The sequence below is a fragment of the Chryseobacterium sp. JAH genome (genome assembly GCF_001507335.1).
GTDB lineage: Bacteria > Bacteroidota > Bacteroidia > Flavobacteriales > Weeksellaceae > Chryseobacterium.
The window spans coordinates 332,269-346,451 of sequence record NZ_LMAH01000003.1 but is presented as its reverse complement, the minus strand read 5'-3'; the positions used below and the strand labels follow the sequence as shown (position 1 = coordinate 346,451).

Here is a 14,183-nt window from a genome sequence, read left to right as displayed (position 1 = left end):
ATATGTCAAAATCAGATAAATACTGTGTGATTATGGCGGGAGGAATCGGTAGCAGATTCTGGCCTTTAAGCACACAGAAATTCCCGAAGCAGTTTCAGGATATATTAGGGACAGGCAGAACAATGATTCAGCAGACTTATGACAGAATAAGTAAAATGATTCCTGATGAAAATATATTTGTAATTACCAACAAAGAATATGTAAGCCTTTCTCACCTGCAGTTACCGGAAATTCCGGAAGATAACATTGTGGGAGAACCTTTAATGAAAAATACGGCTGCATGTAATCTCTACATGGCCAATAAAATTGCAGAGATTAATCCTGACGCAACGATGGTCGTTTTGCCGGCGGATCATTTGATTCTGAAAGAAGATGTCTTTTTAGAGAAACTAGAATTAGCATTTGAGCAGGCTTCAACGCATGATTATCTTGTGACTTTAGGAATTACTCCCACACGTCCTGATACAGGCTACGGATATATTCAGTTTGTAGAAAAAAAGGATTCAGATTATTACAAAGTAAAAACTTTTACAGAAAAACCAATTCTTGAATTGGCAAAAAGCTTTCTTGAAAGCGGAGATTTCTTATGGAATGCAGGAATTTTTATCTGGAGTGTAAAATCAATTAGCAATGCATTTGAGATGTATCTTCCTGAAATGACGCAACACTTTACTGCTTGTGAATACAATGCAGACAGCGAAAAAAGCTGTATAGAGCTTATATATCCTAAAGTTCAGAAGATTTCTATTGATAACGGAATTTTAGAAAAAGCAAAGAACGTCTATGTTATCCCAGCAGATTTGGGCTGGAGTGATCTTGGAACATGGACTTCCGTTTTTGAAAACAGTGACAAAGATGAATCCCAGAATTCAATCAATACAAAATATTCTTTGACCTATCAGGCTGAAGGAAATATTATTCATGTGAAGAATAATAATAAAGCAATCGTCATTGATGGTTTGAAAGATTACATTGTGGTAGACACTGAAAAAATTCTTTTAATTTGCCCACGCGAACACGATCAGCTAATTAAAGAATACGTTTTAGATTTGAAAAGTTTAAAAAAAGGCGATAAATTCATGTAAAATATTGGCACCATATCTGCCGCATTCTGAATTATGGTAAATAAAGCGCGACTCAGTATGTTTTTTTTGTTGTTGGGGATCTTTATATTTTCTCAGGAAAAGAAAAAGAATTTCAGCACTCAGAATGTCTTGACGAGAATCATCCCGAATGACAAAATTGATTTTTGGGTTTTGGTTCAGAATAATTACGGCAAAAACGAAGAACTGAAAATTGCTGGCACCAAAAAAGATTATCTGCCTCAGTCTTCAGGTTTTAATATAACTCCTACGGAAGACAGTTTTTATTACATCGTCTACTCGAAAGGAGGAAAGATCAATTATATCACAGAGATTAACGGTCTTAAAGATTTTATAGGTAGAGTAGATAACGTGGAAGAAGCTGCGCTTACTCAGGTTTTGGAGGGGTATGTCATCGATGAGCAGTTCGCCGACGTTGCTGGAAATTACTATGAAGATGGTACTTATTATTATCTTGATTTGGGGAAAGTCACTTCAAAAGAATGTCCTTACGAAAAAAGACATTTTACCCTTATGATGAATAAAGCAACTGCGCAGATTTCTCAGGTGAAGGAAAACGGAACTTATATCGAATTGTACACAAAGAAGTGTGCCAACAACCCGAGACTTCTGAAAATAGAAAAGAAAGAGGAGCCTAAAGATGAACCTAAGAAAAAGCCTGCCAAAAAACGAAGATAAATTCTACGAAACCGAAAGATTAATCATTCGTCCAATGTCTTTGGAGGATGCAGATCTTATTCTGGAACTTTACAACATGCCTAATTTTATCAAGTTCATTGGCAACCGAAACATCAATTCTCTTGAGGATGCTGAAAATTATATCAAGGCTAAATTTCTTCCGCAGTTTGAAAAAGTAGGATTCGGAAATTATCTCATCGCTTTAAAAGAGGGAAGTGTAAAAATCGGGGGAGTAGGGATCTTTGAAAGAGAAGGTCTAGATATCGTAGATATAGGTTTTTCTGTTTTGGAAAGGTTTGAAGGCAAGGGATATATGTTTGAAGCTGCACAAAAAGTAAAGTCAATTGGGATGGATGATTTTGGTTTAAATAAAATCTCGGCGATTACTACAAAAGACAATTTCTCTTCTCAAAAATTAATCGAAAGATTAGGCCTAAAATTTCAAAAGTACGTTACACTTCCCAATGAAACTGAAGAATTGATGTATTATGAAACGGAATAACTAAACGCAAGAATCACAAATGTTTTCACGAAAAGACAGTAAGAATTTGTGACATTAGTGAAAACATTTGCGCAGTTGGTGTTTAAAATTATCCTTCTAAAATCTGCTCAGCGGCAGTCTTCGATGTTACTTTTTCAATCACTCTTGTGCATATTCCTTGTTCGTCAAAAATAAAAGTGGTTCTTACAATTCCCATATAGGTTTTTCCGAACGTCTTTTTCTCTTGCCAAACCCCTAATTTCTCAATGATATCACGGTTTTCATCTGCAATAAGATCATAAGGAAAGGCAAATTTGTTATGAAAGTTCTTTTGCTTTTTTACCGAATCTCCGCTGATTCCTAGAAGTTGAAATCCAGCTTTTTCCAGCTGAGAATAATTATCGCTGAGGTTACATGCTTCTACTGTACATGTTGGCGTGTTGGCTTGCGGATAAAAGAAAACAACCAATTTCTGTCCAAGTAATTTTTCCGAATTTACGGTTTCTCCATCTTGATTGATTCCTTCGAATTGTGGTAATTTGTCTCCTACTTTCAGCATAATGATTTATTTTTGTTCAAATTTAGTGGTTACATGACAAAAAAGCAAAGAGCAGCACTCGTTCAGTCTGAATTAGAAAAGTTATATCCTGAAGTTCCGATTCCTTTAGATCATACTGATCCTTACACTTTAATGGTTGCGGTGGCACTTTCTGCCCAGACTACCGATAAAAAAGTGAATCAGGTGACACCGGAGCTTTTTGCAGTTGCAGGAACACCGCAAAGAATGGCCAAGCTGGAGGAGTATCAAATTAAAGAACTCATTAAAGAAATTGGACTTTCGAATACAAAAGCTAAGAATCTGAAAAGAATGGCCGAGCTTTTACTGGAAAGACACGATGGAGTAGTGCCACACACCTATGAAGAACTAGAAGCTTTACCAGGAGTGGGTCACAAAACGGCTTCTGTTGTGATGAGCCAGGCCTTCGGATTTCCTGCTTTTCCTGTTGATACACACATTCACAGACTGATGGCACAATGGAAGCTGACTTCAGGGAAGAACGTCATAGAAACGGAAAGGGACGCCAAAAACATCTGGAAAGAAGAGGTATGGAATAAGCTTCACCTTCAGATTATTTTCTATGGGAGAGAATATTCTCCCGCAAGAGGAAAAGGGGAGAAAGATTTCTTAACGAAAATGCTGTTTGAGAAATAAAAAATTTTAGCAGCCACACAATTACCCTCCTTTGGAGGGTGGATAAATTTTCAAAGAAAATTTAGACGGGGTGGTTAAAGAAGCAATCGATAAAAAAACTACTCCACATCCAACAATCTTCTGTGAAAATTAATCTGCCCCAGATGATAACCCAAATGTCCAAACAAATGAATCAGGAAATATTCTGTCGTCATTTTGTAACCTAGTGGCTCAATAGGATATTCTTTTGCCAAATCATCTTCAGAAAGCTGATCAAGGGTTGAAATAACAATGTTTAAAGTTGCTTCAATTTGTTGAGCAAGTTCAGTTCTTGGGATATTTTTTAATGAAAATTCAAGTTCTCTGTTTCTTACATAACCTGAATTTCCCAAAATCGCTCCGAAAAAATGATTAAGATTTCCCACCAAATGAAGGCAAAGATTTCCTCCGGAATTTGAAATATTTTTATCAATTTTCCATAGAGATTCTTCTATTTGGTAAGATTCGATTTCTGTTTTTAATTTATTTAAATCTCTTGTGAATAGGGATTTTATACTTTCTGTAATAATTTTTGAAAATTTTAATTTCGATGTTTTTATTTAACAATTGCTTTAAAATATCCTCTGAAATCTTTTGTAAAACCTTCAACTTTTGTATTGTAATTTATAAAACCATAAATGGTGTCGTTTTCCTGAAAACTATATGTATTTAAAATTAATTTTTGATGAACTGGTTTAGTTTTCATAAATTTTATTTCGCCATGTAAAGCTTTGGGATCAATATCTTTAATTAAAAAATAATCTCCAGATACCTTAACTAAAATCCCATTTCCGAAAAAAAGTCACGAAAAATTATTTCGTGACTTATATTTTTAATTTTAAAAAATTACTTTTGCTTCTTCGCCCAAAGCTCCATCTTTCTGTTTAAAACATCCAGCGGCAGACAGCCTTGATTCAAAACTTCATCATGAAATTTTGCTAAACTAAATTTATTTCCTAACCGCGTTTGATATTGCTCTCTCAATTCACGGATTCTCAATGAGCCGATTTTGTAGCCCAAAGCCTGTCCCGGCATGGCCATGTATCTTTCTACTTCTGCAGTTGCTCCGGCTTCGTCATAAGCAATGTTGCTCAGGAAATAAGTGATTGCTTCTTCACGCGTCATTTGTCCGGTGTGTATACCCGTGTCCACAACCAAACGAACGGCTCTCAACATTTGATCACTTAAATATCCCATTTTTTGATAAGGGTCTGTATACAAACCAAATTCTGGTCCCAGAGTTTCGCAATAATGCGCCCAACCTTCACCGTACGCTCCGAACCACCCGAATCTCATGAATTTGGGAAGCTTTTCGTTTTCCTGCTGAAGAGAAACCTGATAATGATGTCCCGGAATTGCTTCGTGTAAGAAAAGAGATTCCATTCCTGAAGTGACGTTGAATTTTGAAGGATCTGGAAGTGGCATGTAGAAAATTCCCGGTCTTTTTCCGTCCGGAGTGCCCTGGATGTATTCTGCACTTGCACTTGCTTCTCTGAATTTTTCGGTCTGTCTGATTTCAAATTTTGTTTTCGGAGTAACGCTGAACATCGTTTTTAGCTTCGGTGTTATTTTCGCTAAAATTCCATTAAAACCATTCAAAACTTCTTTTGGAGTTTTGTAAGGCATCGCTTTTGGGTCTGTTTTCACTGAAGTTATAAATTCTTCGAGCGTTCCTGTAAAACCAACCTGTTGTTTCACTTTTTCCATTTCTGCACGAAGCATAGCTACTTGCTGCTGTCCGATTTTGTTAATGTCCTCCGGAGTTTTGTTGGTGGTTGTCCAGCTTTTCACATAATATTTGTAGATATTTTCTCCTTTAGGAAGACTGTTGTAACCGTCTGTTTCTCTAGATTTAGGTAAGTATTCTTTCTCTAAAAACTCGCCCATCTTCGTGTATGCCGGAATAATATTGTTAGCGATTGCATCTTTGTAGAGCTTAGTGTATTTTTCTTTTTGTTCGGCTGTGAAGTTTTTTGGGAATTTTTTTACAGGACCTGAGAAAATATTTTCTTCAAAATCTGACGTAATGATCTCTTGCGCCTTCATTTGTGGAATCATTTTTAAAACCAATTTCCTTGGAAGAACTATTTTATTCGTGATTCCTTCGCGGAAGTTTTCTGTAGCAGCGTTCATCCATTCGGCGAATTTTTCCATTCTTTTTAACCAGTCTTCATAATCTTTTACGGTATTGAAAGGCTGGCTTCCTTCTCCGCTTCCATACAATGGGAAATTCAGCGGAAGTCCACCAAATTGTGTGAAGGGAATATACTCAGGATGGTAAGCGTACGCTTCTATCTTGTCTTTTAAACTGTAATCCAAAACATCATAAACTACTTTGTCATCATCCGAAAGGTTTTCATAATCAACATTATCCAGCTGAGTTTGTATAGAATGATAAAATGCAATTTCGCCCGAAATAAAATCTTTGTCAATATTAATGGGCAATTGGTCATTGTATCTCAGATCTCCCTGTGAGGTTGCTTCCAAAGGATAAAGTTTCAAATACTGCTCATAATAGTTAGCAGCAATAGAATCCAGATTGGTTGGGGTCACTTTCGTTAAAGGAGAATCTGTTTTTCTGCATGAAGCTATGCTTAATAACAGCCCTAATCCCAATATGGCTTTTGATATGATGTTTTTCATTTTAAAATCTTTAAAACACAAAAATAGAGAATATTAGAACATAATGGTTTTGAAGAATCACTATTTGCTAAAAAATAATTTTGAAAATATTTTAAACATTCATACAATTTTTTATCTTTGCCTAAAGCATTTAACTATCATACTATTACAGTTCTTTTTTAAGAAATAATGAAAGGGATTTTAAAAATTTACCATCCGGACGAAACATTGAAGTACAATATAAAAAGCACTTACTGCAAGGCTGTTTATAGTAATCAAAAACATTTTCTAGAAGTAGAAATCATTACGGATGACGGATTAGATCATGTGGATGATGATTCATTACAGTACAATTTTCCCCAGCTATCTCTGGAGATCATTGAGTTTCCTATAGAATCTTCTGAGATTGAGGGAAAAACATTTGAAATCAATGATTCTGATGATGAAGTGTATACAGAAGTCAATTTGTTTGATGACGAAGATGCTTTTCTGTATGATAATGAACTTTGTTTTGAGAAAAACGAAGATGACGAGCTTCAGGTAATATGGAAAGGGAATATCGATGATTTCTATACAGGATCAGATAATCCGCTACCTTTTAGACTGAAATGCGAGTTTACACCCGACGAAATTATTGTAGACGAAGACTAATTGTCATTATATACTACCTATAAATTTCTTTTCAAATATATGTTTGGAAAGAAATTTGCTGTTTCTAGGCGGAATGTTTAGTTTGAAATAATATTTTAAGCTTATTTTAAGATATGAATTGATAATATTCCTTTATTTTTGTCGTTTAAATCCATTATAAATAAACTAATTGATGCTGTTAACGGAACTTACTCAGATTTTATTTGCACAAGTTGCTGCACCCACTGTGGTCGCTGAAAAACTTGAATTTTCATTTTGGGATATCCTTTTTCATGGAGGTGCTTTTGCTAAGATAGTAATGGTTACTGTTTTGACTCTAGGAGTTTTCTCAGTGTATCTTTTCTTCGAAAGATTTTTCTACATCAGAAGAATGACCACAAAGACCGATTCAAACTTCATGAATAATATTGAAGATTTCATCAGAGACGGGAAAATTGATGCTGCTGCAGATTACTGTAAAACGCAAAACTCTCCGGAGTCCAGAATTTTGGAAAAAGGAATTTCAAGGTTGGGAAGACCGGTTTCAGATATCGTAAGTGCGATGGAATCTCAGGCTCAGATTGAAGTTGCCAATATGGAAAAGAACCTTAATCTTTTGGCGGTCGTACCAAGTATCGCTCCGATGTTAGGACTTTTGGGAACAGTAATTGGGATGATCATTGCTTTCTTTGATTTATCACACGCAGAAGGCGCTTTCTCTCCGAAAACATTGTCTGAAGGTATTTATACAGCTTTAGGACAGACAGCTGTTGGTTTGGCAGTGGCAATTCCGGCGAACTTTTTCTATAATATTTTGTTGACAAGAATTGATAAGTTTGTTTTGAGAACGCAAAATGTTTCGGGAGAATTTTTAGATCTAATTAATAAACCTTTGTAATTTCTAACAGATGAAAATTCAGAGAAGAAATAAAGCACATCCGGAATTTAGCTTAGCAGCAATGACAGATGTTATTTTGCTGATGTTGATCTTTTTTATGATCACCTCTTCGGCAGCTAATCAAAGTGCGATTGATGTGAAACTTCCTCAGACAGGAAGTGTGGAAGATAATATTCCGAATCCGATGACAGTAAGTGTAAAACCGGACGGGTCATATTTTGTGGACGATAAACCGGTGGCAAGAGAGTCGGTGGAGCAGGCGATTGTTAATGACCTTAACAGCAAATCAGCAAAATCATTTACCATCAGAGCAGACGAAAGCACGATGCATAAAGATGTGGTTTTCTTGATGGAAATTGCAGAAAAGCATAAATTAAACATAGCCATTGCAACGGTAAAAGAATAAGATCAAAATGAGAGGTTACACAATAAATAGAGACGAAGAAAATAAAGATAAGGTAAAAAGCGCTGCGCTTTCTGTCTTAATCTGGTCTGCTATTTTATTATTCGTGTTCATCTATAAAATGAAACCTACGGAGCGTCCTAAGGAAACAGAAGTCATCACTACGATGCTTGTGAATTTTGGAGATAACAGAAATGGAGCAGGTATTGATGAGCCTGCCAATCAGGAAGGAAGCTTGGCTGCAAAAGCAGAAGAAAATGAACCAGAACCTGCAGAAAACATAGTTTCTGAACCGAAAACGGTTATTAGTTCAAAACCTGAGTCCAAAAAAACAGAGGTGAAAGATAAAATCATTACTGGAAATAATTCTAAAGTTACTGCCCCGAAAAAAGAAGATTCAAAAACAAATAAAAAATCCACTGCTACTTCTACGACAAAAACGAAAGCTAAAAGTTCTGCCACAACTGCCAATTCAAAAACCGGAAGCGGTGACGGGAAAGGTACTGCCGCAATCGGAAATTTAATCAAAGGTCGTGGAACGAAAGCAGGAAGTCAGGGTACGGGCGACGGAATTGGTAATAATGGCGATCCTCTAGGTGGTGATGGAAATGGTGATAGCAAAGTTGGCATTGATCGTCGATTGGTGGGATATATTCCAGGGACGATGGGGAGAGGTGGAGCGCAACCAAATCACAGCTGCTCAGCAAGTGGATCAATTACAATAGCCTATGTTGTAGATAAAGCAGGGAATATCTCCTCGGCAAGAAGATCAGGCGGAATCTCAGATCCGTGTGTGGTTTCTACATCAGTAGCCTGGGTTAAAAAATATGTAAAGGCTGAAAAGGCCAGTGTTTCATCCACCGGAAGCTACAGCATTACTTTCTAAATACAAAAGCACCTGATTCAGGTGCTTTTTTTATTATTTGTAGTAAAAATCATCAGTAATTTTTATTAGAATTACAGATGCTTATCTTTTCGCGATTTCATTAATTCTGTTAATAATGGGAAGTGCAAAAATTCCGCTGGTCTGAAGATACAGCTCGTAGAAGGTTTTTGCTTTGTCTAAAAAGTCATTGTTGTTTAAAACTTTCCCGTTGTAGTAGAAAAGATTTCCGAGCATTTCATAGTAATCTTTGTGATCTCTCTCCTGTCTCTCTTTTACAATTTCAATTACTTGTTCTTTTGGTTTTGCCGCGAGTTCTTTAAAATCAAATTTAAAAATATCTTTCATTAAAGAATCGAAATCGAGTTCTTTCTGCATTAAACTTTCTTCGGGTTTGTCCAAAATCAGTTTTTCCAAAGCTTGAGATAGCTGACGGATGAGTCTTAGGGTGAATTCTTTATCTGTGATCATAATTTTTCTTTGAATTTAAAATTTTGAATTTAAAAAGATTAATCCTTCCAATTCATTTCTGTGAACTTCAATTTCTTTTTTGAAGTTTATTTTATCAGATTTATCATTAATTTCCATTTCAAAATCAGCAATAAAAATTAATGCTTCTTCTTTTATTTCTGACAAGAGCATGTCTGAAATCCTCAGAGGTGATTTACATCTTTTACAAAGTAGAAACTGTTCTTCATAATATCCTGCATCAACATTGATTTTTCTTACTTCAACAAATTCTATTTTAGTGCCATCAATTAAAATAAAATTGGAGTCTTTTGTCTGAAAATAGGATCTTATTGAAGGTTCTTTTTCTTTCACTTTATTGGATTTAAAATCTATTCTGAATGTTTTTCCAACTTGGTCTGCTGTAATATTTTGAATTTTCAAATAACCGATATCCCATCCGCCCTGCGCAGATAAAATAGAATTAAGAGAAAGAATTAAAAATAAGACTAAGCCAAATTTGATCTTCATATCATTTTAAATCATAAGATGTATCTCTCTTTAAGCAAAAAACAAATACGCCAATCCAATCGCAGTAATCACACCCACTAAATCAGCCAAAAGCATCGCAATTACCGTGTATCTCGTATTCTTCACGGCTACAGCTCCAAAATAAACTGCAATCACGTAAAACGTGGTGTCTGAGCTTCCTTGTAGAACCGCTGCCAATTTCCCTTGGAAACTGTCCGCTCCGAAAGTTGCCATCGTATCCACCATCATTCCACGGGCTCCTGAACCCGATAGAGGTTTGATTAAAGCTGTCGGAAGTCCGTCAACAAAGCGTGGGTCAAGATTTGAAGCGTAAGCAACCCATTTCATGCCGTCGATAATAACATCAAAAACGCCTGAAGTTCTCAAAAGAGAGATTGCTATCAACATTCCGACTAGATAAGGAATAATCTTTACACAAGTGTAAAAACCTTCTTTAGCACCCTCAATAAAGGCGTCGAAAACGTTGATCTTTTTGTAAACAGCTCCAAGAACAATAGCTAAAAAAATGAAAAGTATTAATCCATTGCTCAAAACTTTACTGAAATCATCAAGTTCATCTTTGCTCAGCTGAACCAGATAAACAACCAAAAGACCGATCAACGCCGAAATTCCGCCAACATAGGCAAGGACGATGGGTTTTAAAAGATTTATTTTTTGGTATAATGATACGATAATCATTGCCGCCATTGTTGCTGCAAAAGTTGCAATCATGCAGGGAAGGAAAATGTCAGTTGGTGTTTTTGAACCCATCGAAGCCCTGATTGCAATAATCGAAACGGGTATTAAGGTCATTCCTCCAGCATGAAGGCAGAGAAACATAATCTGTGAGTTGCTCGCTGTATCTTTATTCGGATTTAGAGTCTGTAAACTTTCCATCGCTTTCAGTCCGAAAGGTGTCGCAGCATTATCTAAGCCTAAAAGATTGGCGCTGAAATTCATCAGCATGTGTCCAAACGCCGGATGGTTTTTGGGGATTTCAGGGAAAAGTCTTGAGAAAAAAGGCTGAATAAATCTACTCAACAAATTAATTCCGCCTGCTTTCTCAGCAATGCTCATAAATCCCATAAAAAGGGTCATGATTCCAATCAAACCGATACAGATTTTGACTGCTGTTTCAGAAGTTCCGATGACACCATCTGCTTCCTGTACACGGTAGACCTGAACATTTTGTTTCAGAGAATCGGTTCTGTAATGAATTCTGCTGTCTGCAAAATCGTTTTTCTTCATCAGGCTGTCTCTCACGATTGGAGAAAGCGTACTGATATTTTGGGTTGCCACCTGTACAGTGTCGCCACCTTTTCCTACCACCATATCGTTGAAAATAGTTTTGTAGTGGCTTGACGAAATGTATTTTATACTGGCAATGGCAATGGCGATGATGATGAAGGCCGACCAAATTCTGCTGAGAACCATTTGATTAAATTAATTGTTTAAACTTAGTTAAAAAAACTTTAAGTCGCAAAAAGAGTATTTGATGAGTTGCATAAATTATCAGAGGTCTTATCCTTCAATAGCAATCCCAACCGAATTGTTGAAATTCCTGATGATTGACAAACTTTGCGGACATTAAATACAGGTTACTTTTCATCCAAATAAACCAGTTCCCCTGCAAAATCATCATTCAGATTTTTCAAAATCTTTGCATTGGCAGTTTTCTTCTGCAATTCTTCGATAAAAAAACTTTTCTCAAAAAACTGACGGTGAATTCCCGGCAAAAGTTCCATGAAATAATCCATACCTGTTTTATTGTTGTGGAGATCCATTTTTGTTTCTAACGGTTCATTTGGGAACAATTCTTCATGAAGATCAGTTATTTTTTTGCAGAAATTCAATGCTTTTTCGGGCGACGAAATTTTGCTGCAATACATCAGAATAAAGCAGCACCATAACGAATGTCTGAAAGCATTTCCTTCGCCATTTTTAGATGCCGTTTTGGGATATAAATTCTGTGCAATAGAAAAAGCTTTTACGGTTGCATAAAAACTCAAAATCGAAAATAGAGGATGAGGTAAAACAGCAGATAAGAGCTTAAGTATTTTCGTAAAACTCATGCTTCTGATTGTATTGAAAATTACTTTGAACGTCCTCATAATTTGTCTGTTGGCAATTGGCTTATTGCTTTTGGCTTTGAAATCAAGCAAAAATAAATAAGCTCTTTATTTAAACAAAAATCTCTCCCGAATAGAGAGAGATTGTATGATTTTAAGTTTAAATTTTAAGCTTTTACGGCTAATAAATTCACTGTTTTTGAAACCACTTCTTTGATTTCGGTTCTTTTAACGATAAAGTCTACAAAACCTTTTTCCTGCAAGAATTCTGAGGTTTGGAAACCTTCTGGTAAATCTCTACCGATAGTTTCACGAATTACTCTTGGTCCGGCAAATCCGATCAACGCTTTTGGTTCAGCCATAATAATGTCTGCAGTCATTGCGAAAGAAGCGGTAATTCCGCCAAATGTAGGGTCACAAAGGTAGGCGATGTATAAAAGTCCGGCTTCTGAAAGCTGAGCTAGTTTTGCCTGAACTTTTGCTAACTGCATCAAAGAATATGTTGCTTCCTGCATTCTCGCTCCTCCAGACTGGCAAATAATCATGTATGGAAGTCTTTTTTCGATACAGTAATCAATAGCTCTTCTGATTTTTTCTCCCATCACAGAACCCAAAGATCCGCCGATGAACGCAAAATCCATACAAGAAACCACCATTTCAGTTCCGTTTACGGTTCCTACTGCATTTCTGATAGAGTCAGTGAGTTTTGTTTTAGCTTTCACTTCTTTCAGACGGTCAGTGTATGATTTTGTATCTTTAAAGCTGAGGATGTCAATACTTTCAACATTTGCGTCCAGCTCAGTAAATTTTCCTTCGTCAAAAAGAATGCTGAAAAATTCGGCACTTCCGATTCTTACGTGAAATCCATCTTCAGGAGAAACATAATTATTTCTCTTCAACTCATCGTGTTCTACTACTTTTCCTGACGGAGTCTGATGCCAAAGTCCTTTCGGAACATCCTTTTTGTCATCTGTAGAAGTAGTAATATTTTGTGCTTTTCTTTTAAACCAGTCGAATGCCATTTATGAAATTTTAGATTTTAGATTTTGAATTATAGATTAAAAATTAATCTATAATTCAAAATTTATAATTTATTTAAGCGTATTTACGTTATTTAAATCTTCAAATGCTCTAACCAATCTCTTAGAGAAAGATTCTTCACCTTTTCTTACCCAAACTCTTGGGTCATAGAATTTTTTGTTAGGTTTTTCTTCTCCTTCAGGATTTCCGATTTGAGTTTTCAGATATTCTACATTATCTATCATGTAATCTCTAATTCCTTCTGTGTAAGCGAACTGAAGATCTGTGTCGATATTCATCTTAATAACCCCGTAATCAATCGCTTCTCTGATTTCTTCTAAAGTAGAACCTGAACCACCATGGAATACGAAATTAATTGGCTTATCAGCTGTTCCGAATTTTTCCTGAACAAATTTCTGAGAATTATCTAAGATTTTTGGAGTCAGAACTACATTTCCTGATTTGTAAACTCCGTGTACATTTCCGAAAGCTGCTGCGATAGTGAAATTGTCAGAAATTGCTTTCAGTTTTTCGTAAGTGTAAGCCACATCTTCAGGCTGAGTATATAATTTAGAATTATCAATGTCAGAATTGTCAACACCATCTTCTTCACCTCCTGTTACTCCGATTTCAACTTCCAAAGTCATCTGCATTTTTGCCATTCTTTCGAAATATTCGGCAGAAATTTCAAGGTTTTCTTCCAAAGATTCTTCAGAAAGATCAAGCATGTGAGAAGAGTAAAGCGATTTTCCTGTTTGCTTGAAAAATTCTTCGTTAGCTTCCATCAAACCGTCGATCCAAGGCAATAATTTTTTTGCTGCGTGATCGGTATGTAAAATTACTGTTGCTCCGTAAGCTTCAGCAAGGGTATGAATGTGTTTTGCTCCAGCGATACCGCCTAAAATAGCTGATTTCTGAGCATCGTTGCTTAGTCCTTTTCCTGCGTTGAAAGATGCTCCACCGTTAGAAAACTGAATGATTACAGGTGAATTTAATTTTGCTGCAGTTTCCATTACTGCGTTGACGTTGCTAGAACCGATTACGTTCACTGCAGGCAATGCAAATTTGTTTTCTTTAGCATACTGAAAAATATCTGTAACTAACTGACCTGTGGCAACTCCTGCCGGGAAAATTCTGCTCATGTTTACTTTATTATTATATTAGGATTTTTTTTTGAAAATTCTTGT

The 14,183-nt window shown here is 36.1% G+C and carries 18 protein-coding genes; 8 read left to right on the top strand and 10 right to left on the bottom strand.

Annotated elements, in window-relative coordinates; all coding sequences use genetic code 11:
* Nucleotides 1-2: 2 nt before the first annotated feature.
* The 3 genes from AR685_RS08765 to AR685_RS08755 are packed head-to-tail and all read left to right on the top strand — an operon-like array spanning nt 3 to nt 2,283.
* The gene (locus AR685_RS08765; RefSeq protein ID WP_047443308.1) at nt 3-1,085 is read left to right on the top strand and encodes a mannose-1-phosphate guanylyltransferase; all 1,083 of its coding nucleotides are present in this window, start codon (nt 3-5) and stop codon (nt 1,083-1,085) included.
* 57 nt (nt 1,086-1,142) lie between these two features.
* Nucleotides 1,143-1,781, top strand: a complete 639-nt coding sequence (locus AR685_RS08760; RefSeq protein WP_228376413.1) for a hypothetical protein — start codon at nt 1,143-1,145, stop codon at nt 1,779-1,781.
* Nucleotides 1,744-2,283, top strand: a complete 540-nt coding sequence (locus AR685_RS08755; protein ID WP_052187775.1) for a GNAT family N-acetyltransferase — start codon at nt 1,744-1,746, stop codon at nt 2,281-2,283. Before AR685_RS08760 ends, AR685_RS08755 begins: the two co-directional genes overlap by 38 nt.
* An 88-nt stretch (nt 2,284-2,371) precedes the next feature.
* On the opposite strand, the gene bcp is transcribed toward AR685_RS08755, so the two are convergent.
* On the bottom strand, nt 2,372-2,821 hold the full coding sequence (gene bcp / locus AR685_RS08750) for a thioredoxin-dependent thiol peroxidase (protein ID WP_059124315.1): 450 nt from the start codon (nt 2,819-2,821) through the stop codon (nt 2,372-2,374).
* 33 nt (nt 2,822-2,854) lie between these two features.
* On the opposite strand from bcp, the gene AR685_RS08745 reads away from it, so the two are divergent.
* Nucleotides 2,855-3,475, top strand: coding sequence for an endonuclease III domain-containing protein (locus AR685_RS08745; protein ID WP_047443305.1), 621 nt, complete (start codon nt 2,855-2,857; stop codon nt 3,473-3,475).
* 98 nt (nt 3,476-3,573) lie between these two features.
* On the opposite strand, the gene AR685_RS08740 is transcribed toward AR685_RS08745, so the two are convergent.
* The 3 genes from AR685_RS08740 to AR685_RS08735 all read right to left on the bottom strand — a co-directional run bounded on the left by AR685_RS08740 (nt 3,574) and on the right by AR685_RS08735 (nt 6,136).
* Nucleotides 3,574-4,023, bottom strand: coding sequence for a DinB family protein (locus tag AR685_RS08740; protein WP_185113243.1), 450 nt, complete (start codon nt 4,021-4,023; stop codon nt 3,574-3,576).
* Nucleotides 4,024-4,049: 26 nt separating this feature from the next.
* Nucleotides 4,050-4,199 carry a hypothetical protein gene (locus AR685_RS18100; RefSeq protein ID WP_165592804.1) on the bottom strand — a complete coding sequence of 50 codons (150 nt, stop codon included), beginning with the start codon at nt 4,197-4,199 and terminating at the stop codon, nt 4,050-4,052.
* A 140-nt stretch (nt 4,200-4,339) separates the two neighbouring features.
* Nucleotides 4,340-6,136 carry a DUF885 domain-containing protein gene (locus tag AR685_RS08735; RefSeq protein ID WP_059124313.1) on the bottom strand — a complete coding sequence of 599 codons (1,797 nt, stop codon included), beginning with the start codon at nt 6,134-6,136 and terminating at the stop codon, nt 4,340-4,342.
* 168 nt (nt 6,137-6,304) lie between these two features.
* Between AR685_RS08735 and AR685_RS08730 the strand changes: the two genes are divergently transcribed.
* The 4 genes from AR685_RS08730 (at nt 6,305) to AR685_RS08715 (ending at nt 8,932) form a co-directional block, all read left to right on the top strand.
* Nucleotides 6,305-6,766, top strand: coding sequence for a hypothetical protein (locus AR685_RS08730; RefSeq protein WP_047443301.1), 462 nt, complete (start codon nt 6,305-6,307; stop codon nt 6,764-6,766).
* A gap of 172 nt (nt 6,767-6,938) precedes the next feature.
* Nucleotides 6,939-7,643, top strand: coding sequence for a MotA/TolQ/ExbB proton channel family protein (locus tag AR685_RS08725; protein WP_059124312.1), 705 nt, complete (start codon nt 6,939-6,941; stop codon nt 7,641-7,643).
* A 10-nt stretch (nt 7,644-7,653) separates the two neighbouring features.
* The gene (locus tag AR685_RS08720; RefSeq protein ID WP_047443299.1) at nt 7,654-8,049 is read left to right on the top strand and encodes an ExbD/TolR family protein; all 396 of its coding nucleotides are present in this window, start codon (nt 7,654-7,656) and stop codon (nt 8,047-8,049) included.
* Nucleotides 8,050-8,056: 7 nt separating this feature from the next.
* Complete coding sequence (locus tag AR685_RS08715) at nt 8,057-8,932, top strand: hypothetical protein (protein ID WP_059124311.1); 876 nt, start codon at nt 8,057-8,059, stop codon at nt 8,930-8,932.
* A gap of 81 nt (nt 8,933-9,013) precedes the next feature.
* Here the strand turns inward: AR685_RS08715 and AR685_RS08710 are convergent, their stop codons facing one another.
* The 6 genes from AR685_RS08710 to fbaA all read right to left on the bottom strand — a co-directional run bounded on the left by AR685_RS08710 (nt 9,014) and on the right by fbaA (nt 14,138).
* Nucleotides 9,014-9,400, bottom strand: coding sequence for a hypothetical protein (locus AR685_RS08710; protein ID WP_047443297.1), 387 nt, complete (start codon nt 9,398-9,400; stop codon nt 9,014-9,016).
* Between the two features lie 15 nt (nt 9,401-9,415).
* On the bottom strand, nt 9,416-9,907 hold the full coding sequence (locus AR685_RS08705) for a hypothetical protein (RefSeq protein WP_059124310.1): 492 nt from the start codon (nt 9,905-9,907) through the stop codon (nt 9,416-9,418).
* 30 nt (nt 9,908-9,937) lie between these two features.
* Nucleotides 9,938-11,341 carry a nucleoside recognition domain-containing protein gene (locus tag AR685_RS08700; protein WP_059124309.1) on the bottom strand — a complete coding sequence of 468 codons (1,404 nt, stop codon included), beginning with the start codon at nt 11,339-11,341 and terminating at the stop codon, nt 9,938-9,940.
* Between the two features lie 164 nt (nt 11,342-11,505).
* The gene (locus AR685_RS08695) at nt 11,506-12,018 is read right to left on the bottom strand and encodes a DUF6973 domain-containing protein (protein WP_059124550.1); all 513 of its coding nucleotides are present in this window, start codon (nt 12,016-12,018) and stop codon (nt 11,506-11,508) included.
* A 125-nt stretch (nt 12,019-12,143) separates the two neighbouring features.
* Complete coding sequence (gene accD, locus AR685_RS08690; protein ID WP_047443294.1) at nt 12,144-12,998, bottom strand: acetyl-CoA carboxylase, carboxyltransferase subunit beta; 855 nt, start codon at nt 12,996-12,998, stop codon at nt 12,144-12,146.
* A 69-nt stretch (nt 12,999-13,067) separates the two neighbouring features.
* A complete protein-coding gene (gene fbaA, locus AR685_RS08685) occupies nt 13,068-14,138 on the bottom strand; it encodes a class II fructose-bisphosphate aldolase (RefSeq protein ID WP_047443293.1) in 1,071 nt (356 codons plus the stop codon).
* Nucleotides 14,139-14,183: the final 45 nt, after the last annotated feature.

Excerpts from the sequence above, each read along its gene's own strand:
- accD (WP_047443294.1), bottom strand. The coding sequence starts at position 12,998 with ATGGCATTCGACTGGTTTAAAAGAAAAGCACAAAATATTACTACTTCT.
- AR685_RS08765 (WP_047443308.1), top strand. The coding sequence starts at position 3 with ATGTCAAAATCAGATAAATACTGTGTGATTATGGCGGGAGGAATCGGT.
- AR685_RS08755 (WP_052187775.1), top strand. The coding sequence starts at position 1,744 with ATGAACCTAAGAAAAAGCCTGCCAAAAAACGAAGATAAATTCTACGAA.
- AR685_RS08715 (WP_059124311.1), top strand. The coding sequence starts at position 8,057 with ATGAGAGGTTACACAATAAATAGAGACGAAGAAAATAAAGATAAGGTA.
- AR685_RS08760 (WP_228376413.1), top strand. The coding sequence starts at position 1,143 with ATGTTTTTTTTGTTGTTGGGGATCTTTATATTTTCTCAGGAAAAGAAA.
- AR685_RS08695 (WP_059124550.1), bottom strand. The coding sequence starts at position 12,018 with ATGAGGACGTTCAAAGTAATTTTCAATACAATCAGAAGCATGAGTTTT.
- AR685_RS08710 (WP_047443297.1), bottom strand. The coding sequence starts at position 9,400 with ATGATCACAGATAAAGAATTCACCCTAAGACTCATCCGTCAGCTATCT.
- AR685_RS08720 (WP_047443299.1), top strand. The coding sequence starts at position 7,654 with ATGAAAATTCAGAGAAGAAATAAAGCACATCCGGAATTTAGCTTAGCA.
- AR685_RS08735 (WP_059124313.1), bottom strand. The coding sequence starts at position 6,136 with ATGAAAAACATCATATCAAAAGCCATATTGGGATTAGGGCTGTTATTA.
- AR685_RS08725 (WP_059124312.1), top strand. The coding sequence starts at position 6,939 with ATGCTGTTAACGGAACTTACTCAGATTTTATTTGCACAAGTTGCTGCA.
- AR685_RS08745 (WP_047443305.1), top strand. The coding sequence starts at position 2,855 with ATGACAAAAAAGCAAAGAGCAGCACTCGTTCAGTCTGAATTAGAAAAG.
- AR685_RS08700 (WP_059124309.1), bottom strand. The coding sequence starts at position 11,341 with ATGGTTCTCAGCAGAATTTGGTCGGCCTTCATCATCATCGCCATTGCC.
- AR685_RS08730 (WP_047443301.1), top strand. The coding sequence starts at position 6,305 with ATGAAAGGGATTTTAAAAATTTACCATCCGGACGAAACATTGAAGTAC.
- AR685_RS18100 (WP_165592804.1), bottom strand. The coding sequence starts at position 4,199 with ATGAAAACTAAACCAGTTCATCAAAAATTAATTTTAAATACATATAGT.
- fbaA (WP_047443293.1), bottom strand. The coding sequence starts at position 14,138 with ATGAGCAGAATTTTCCCGGCAGGAGTTGCCACAGGTCAGTTAGTTACA.
- AR685_RS08705 (WP_059124310.1), bottom strand. The coding sequence starts at position 9,907 with ATGAAGATCAAATTTGGCTTAGTCTTATTTTTAATTCTTTCTCTTAAT.
- bcp (WP_059124315.1), bottom strand. The coding sequence starts at position 2,821 with ATGCTGAAAGTAGGAGACAAATTACCACAATTCGAAGGAATCAATCAA.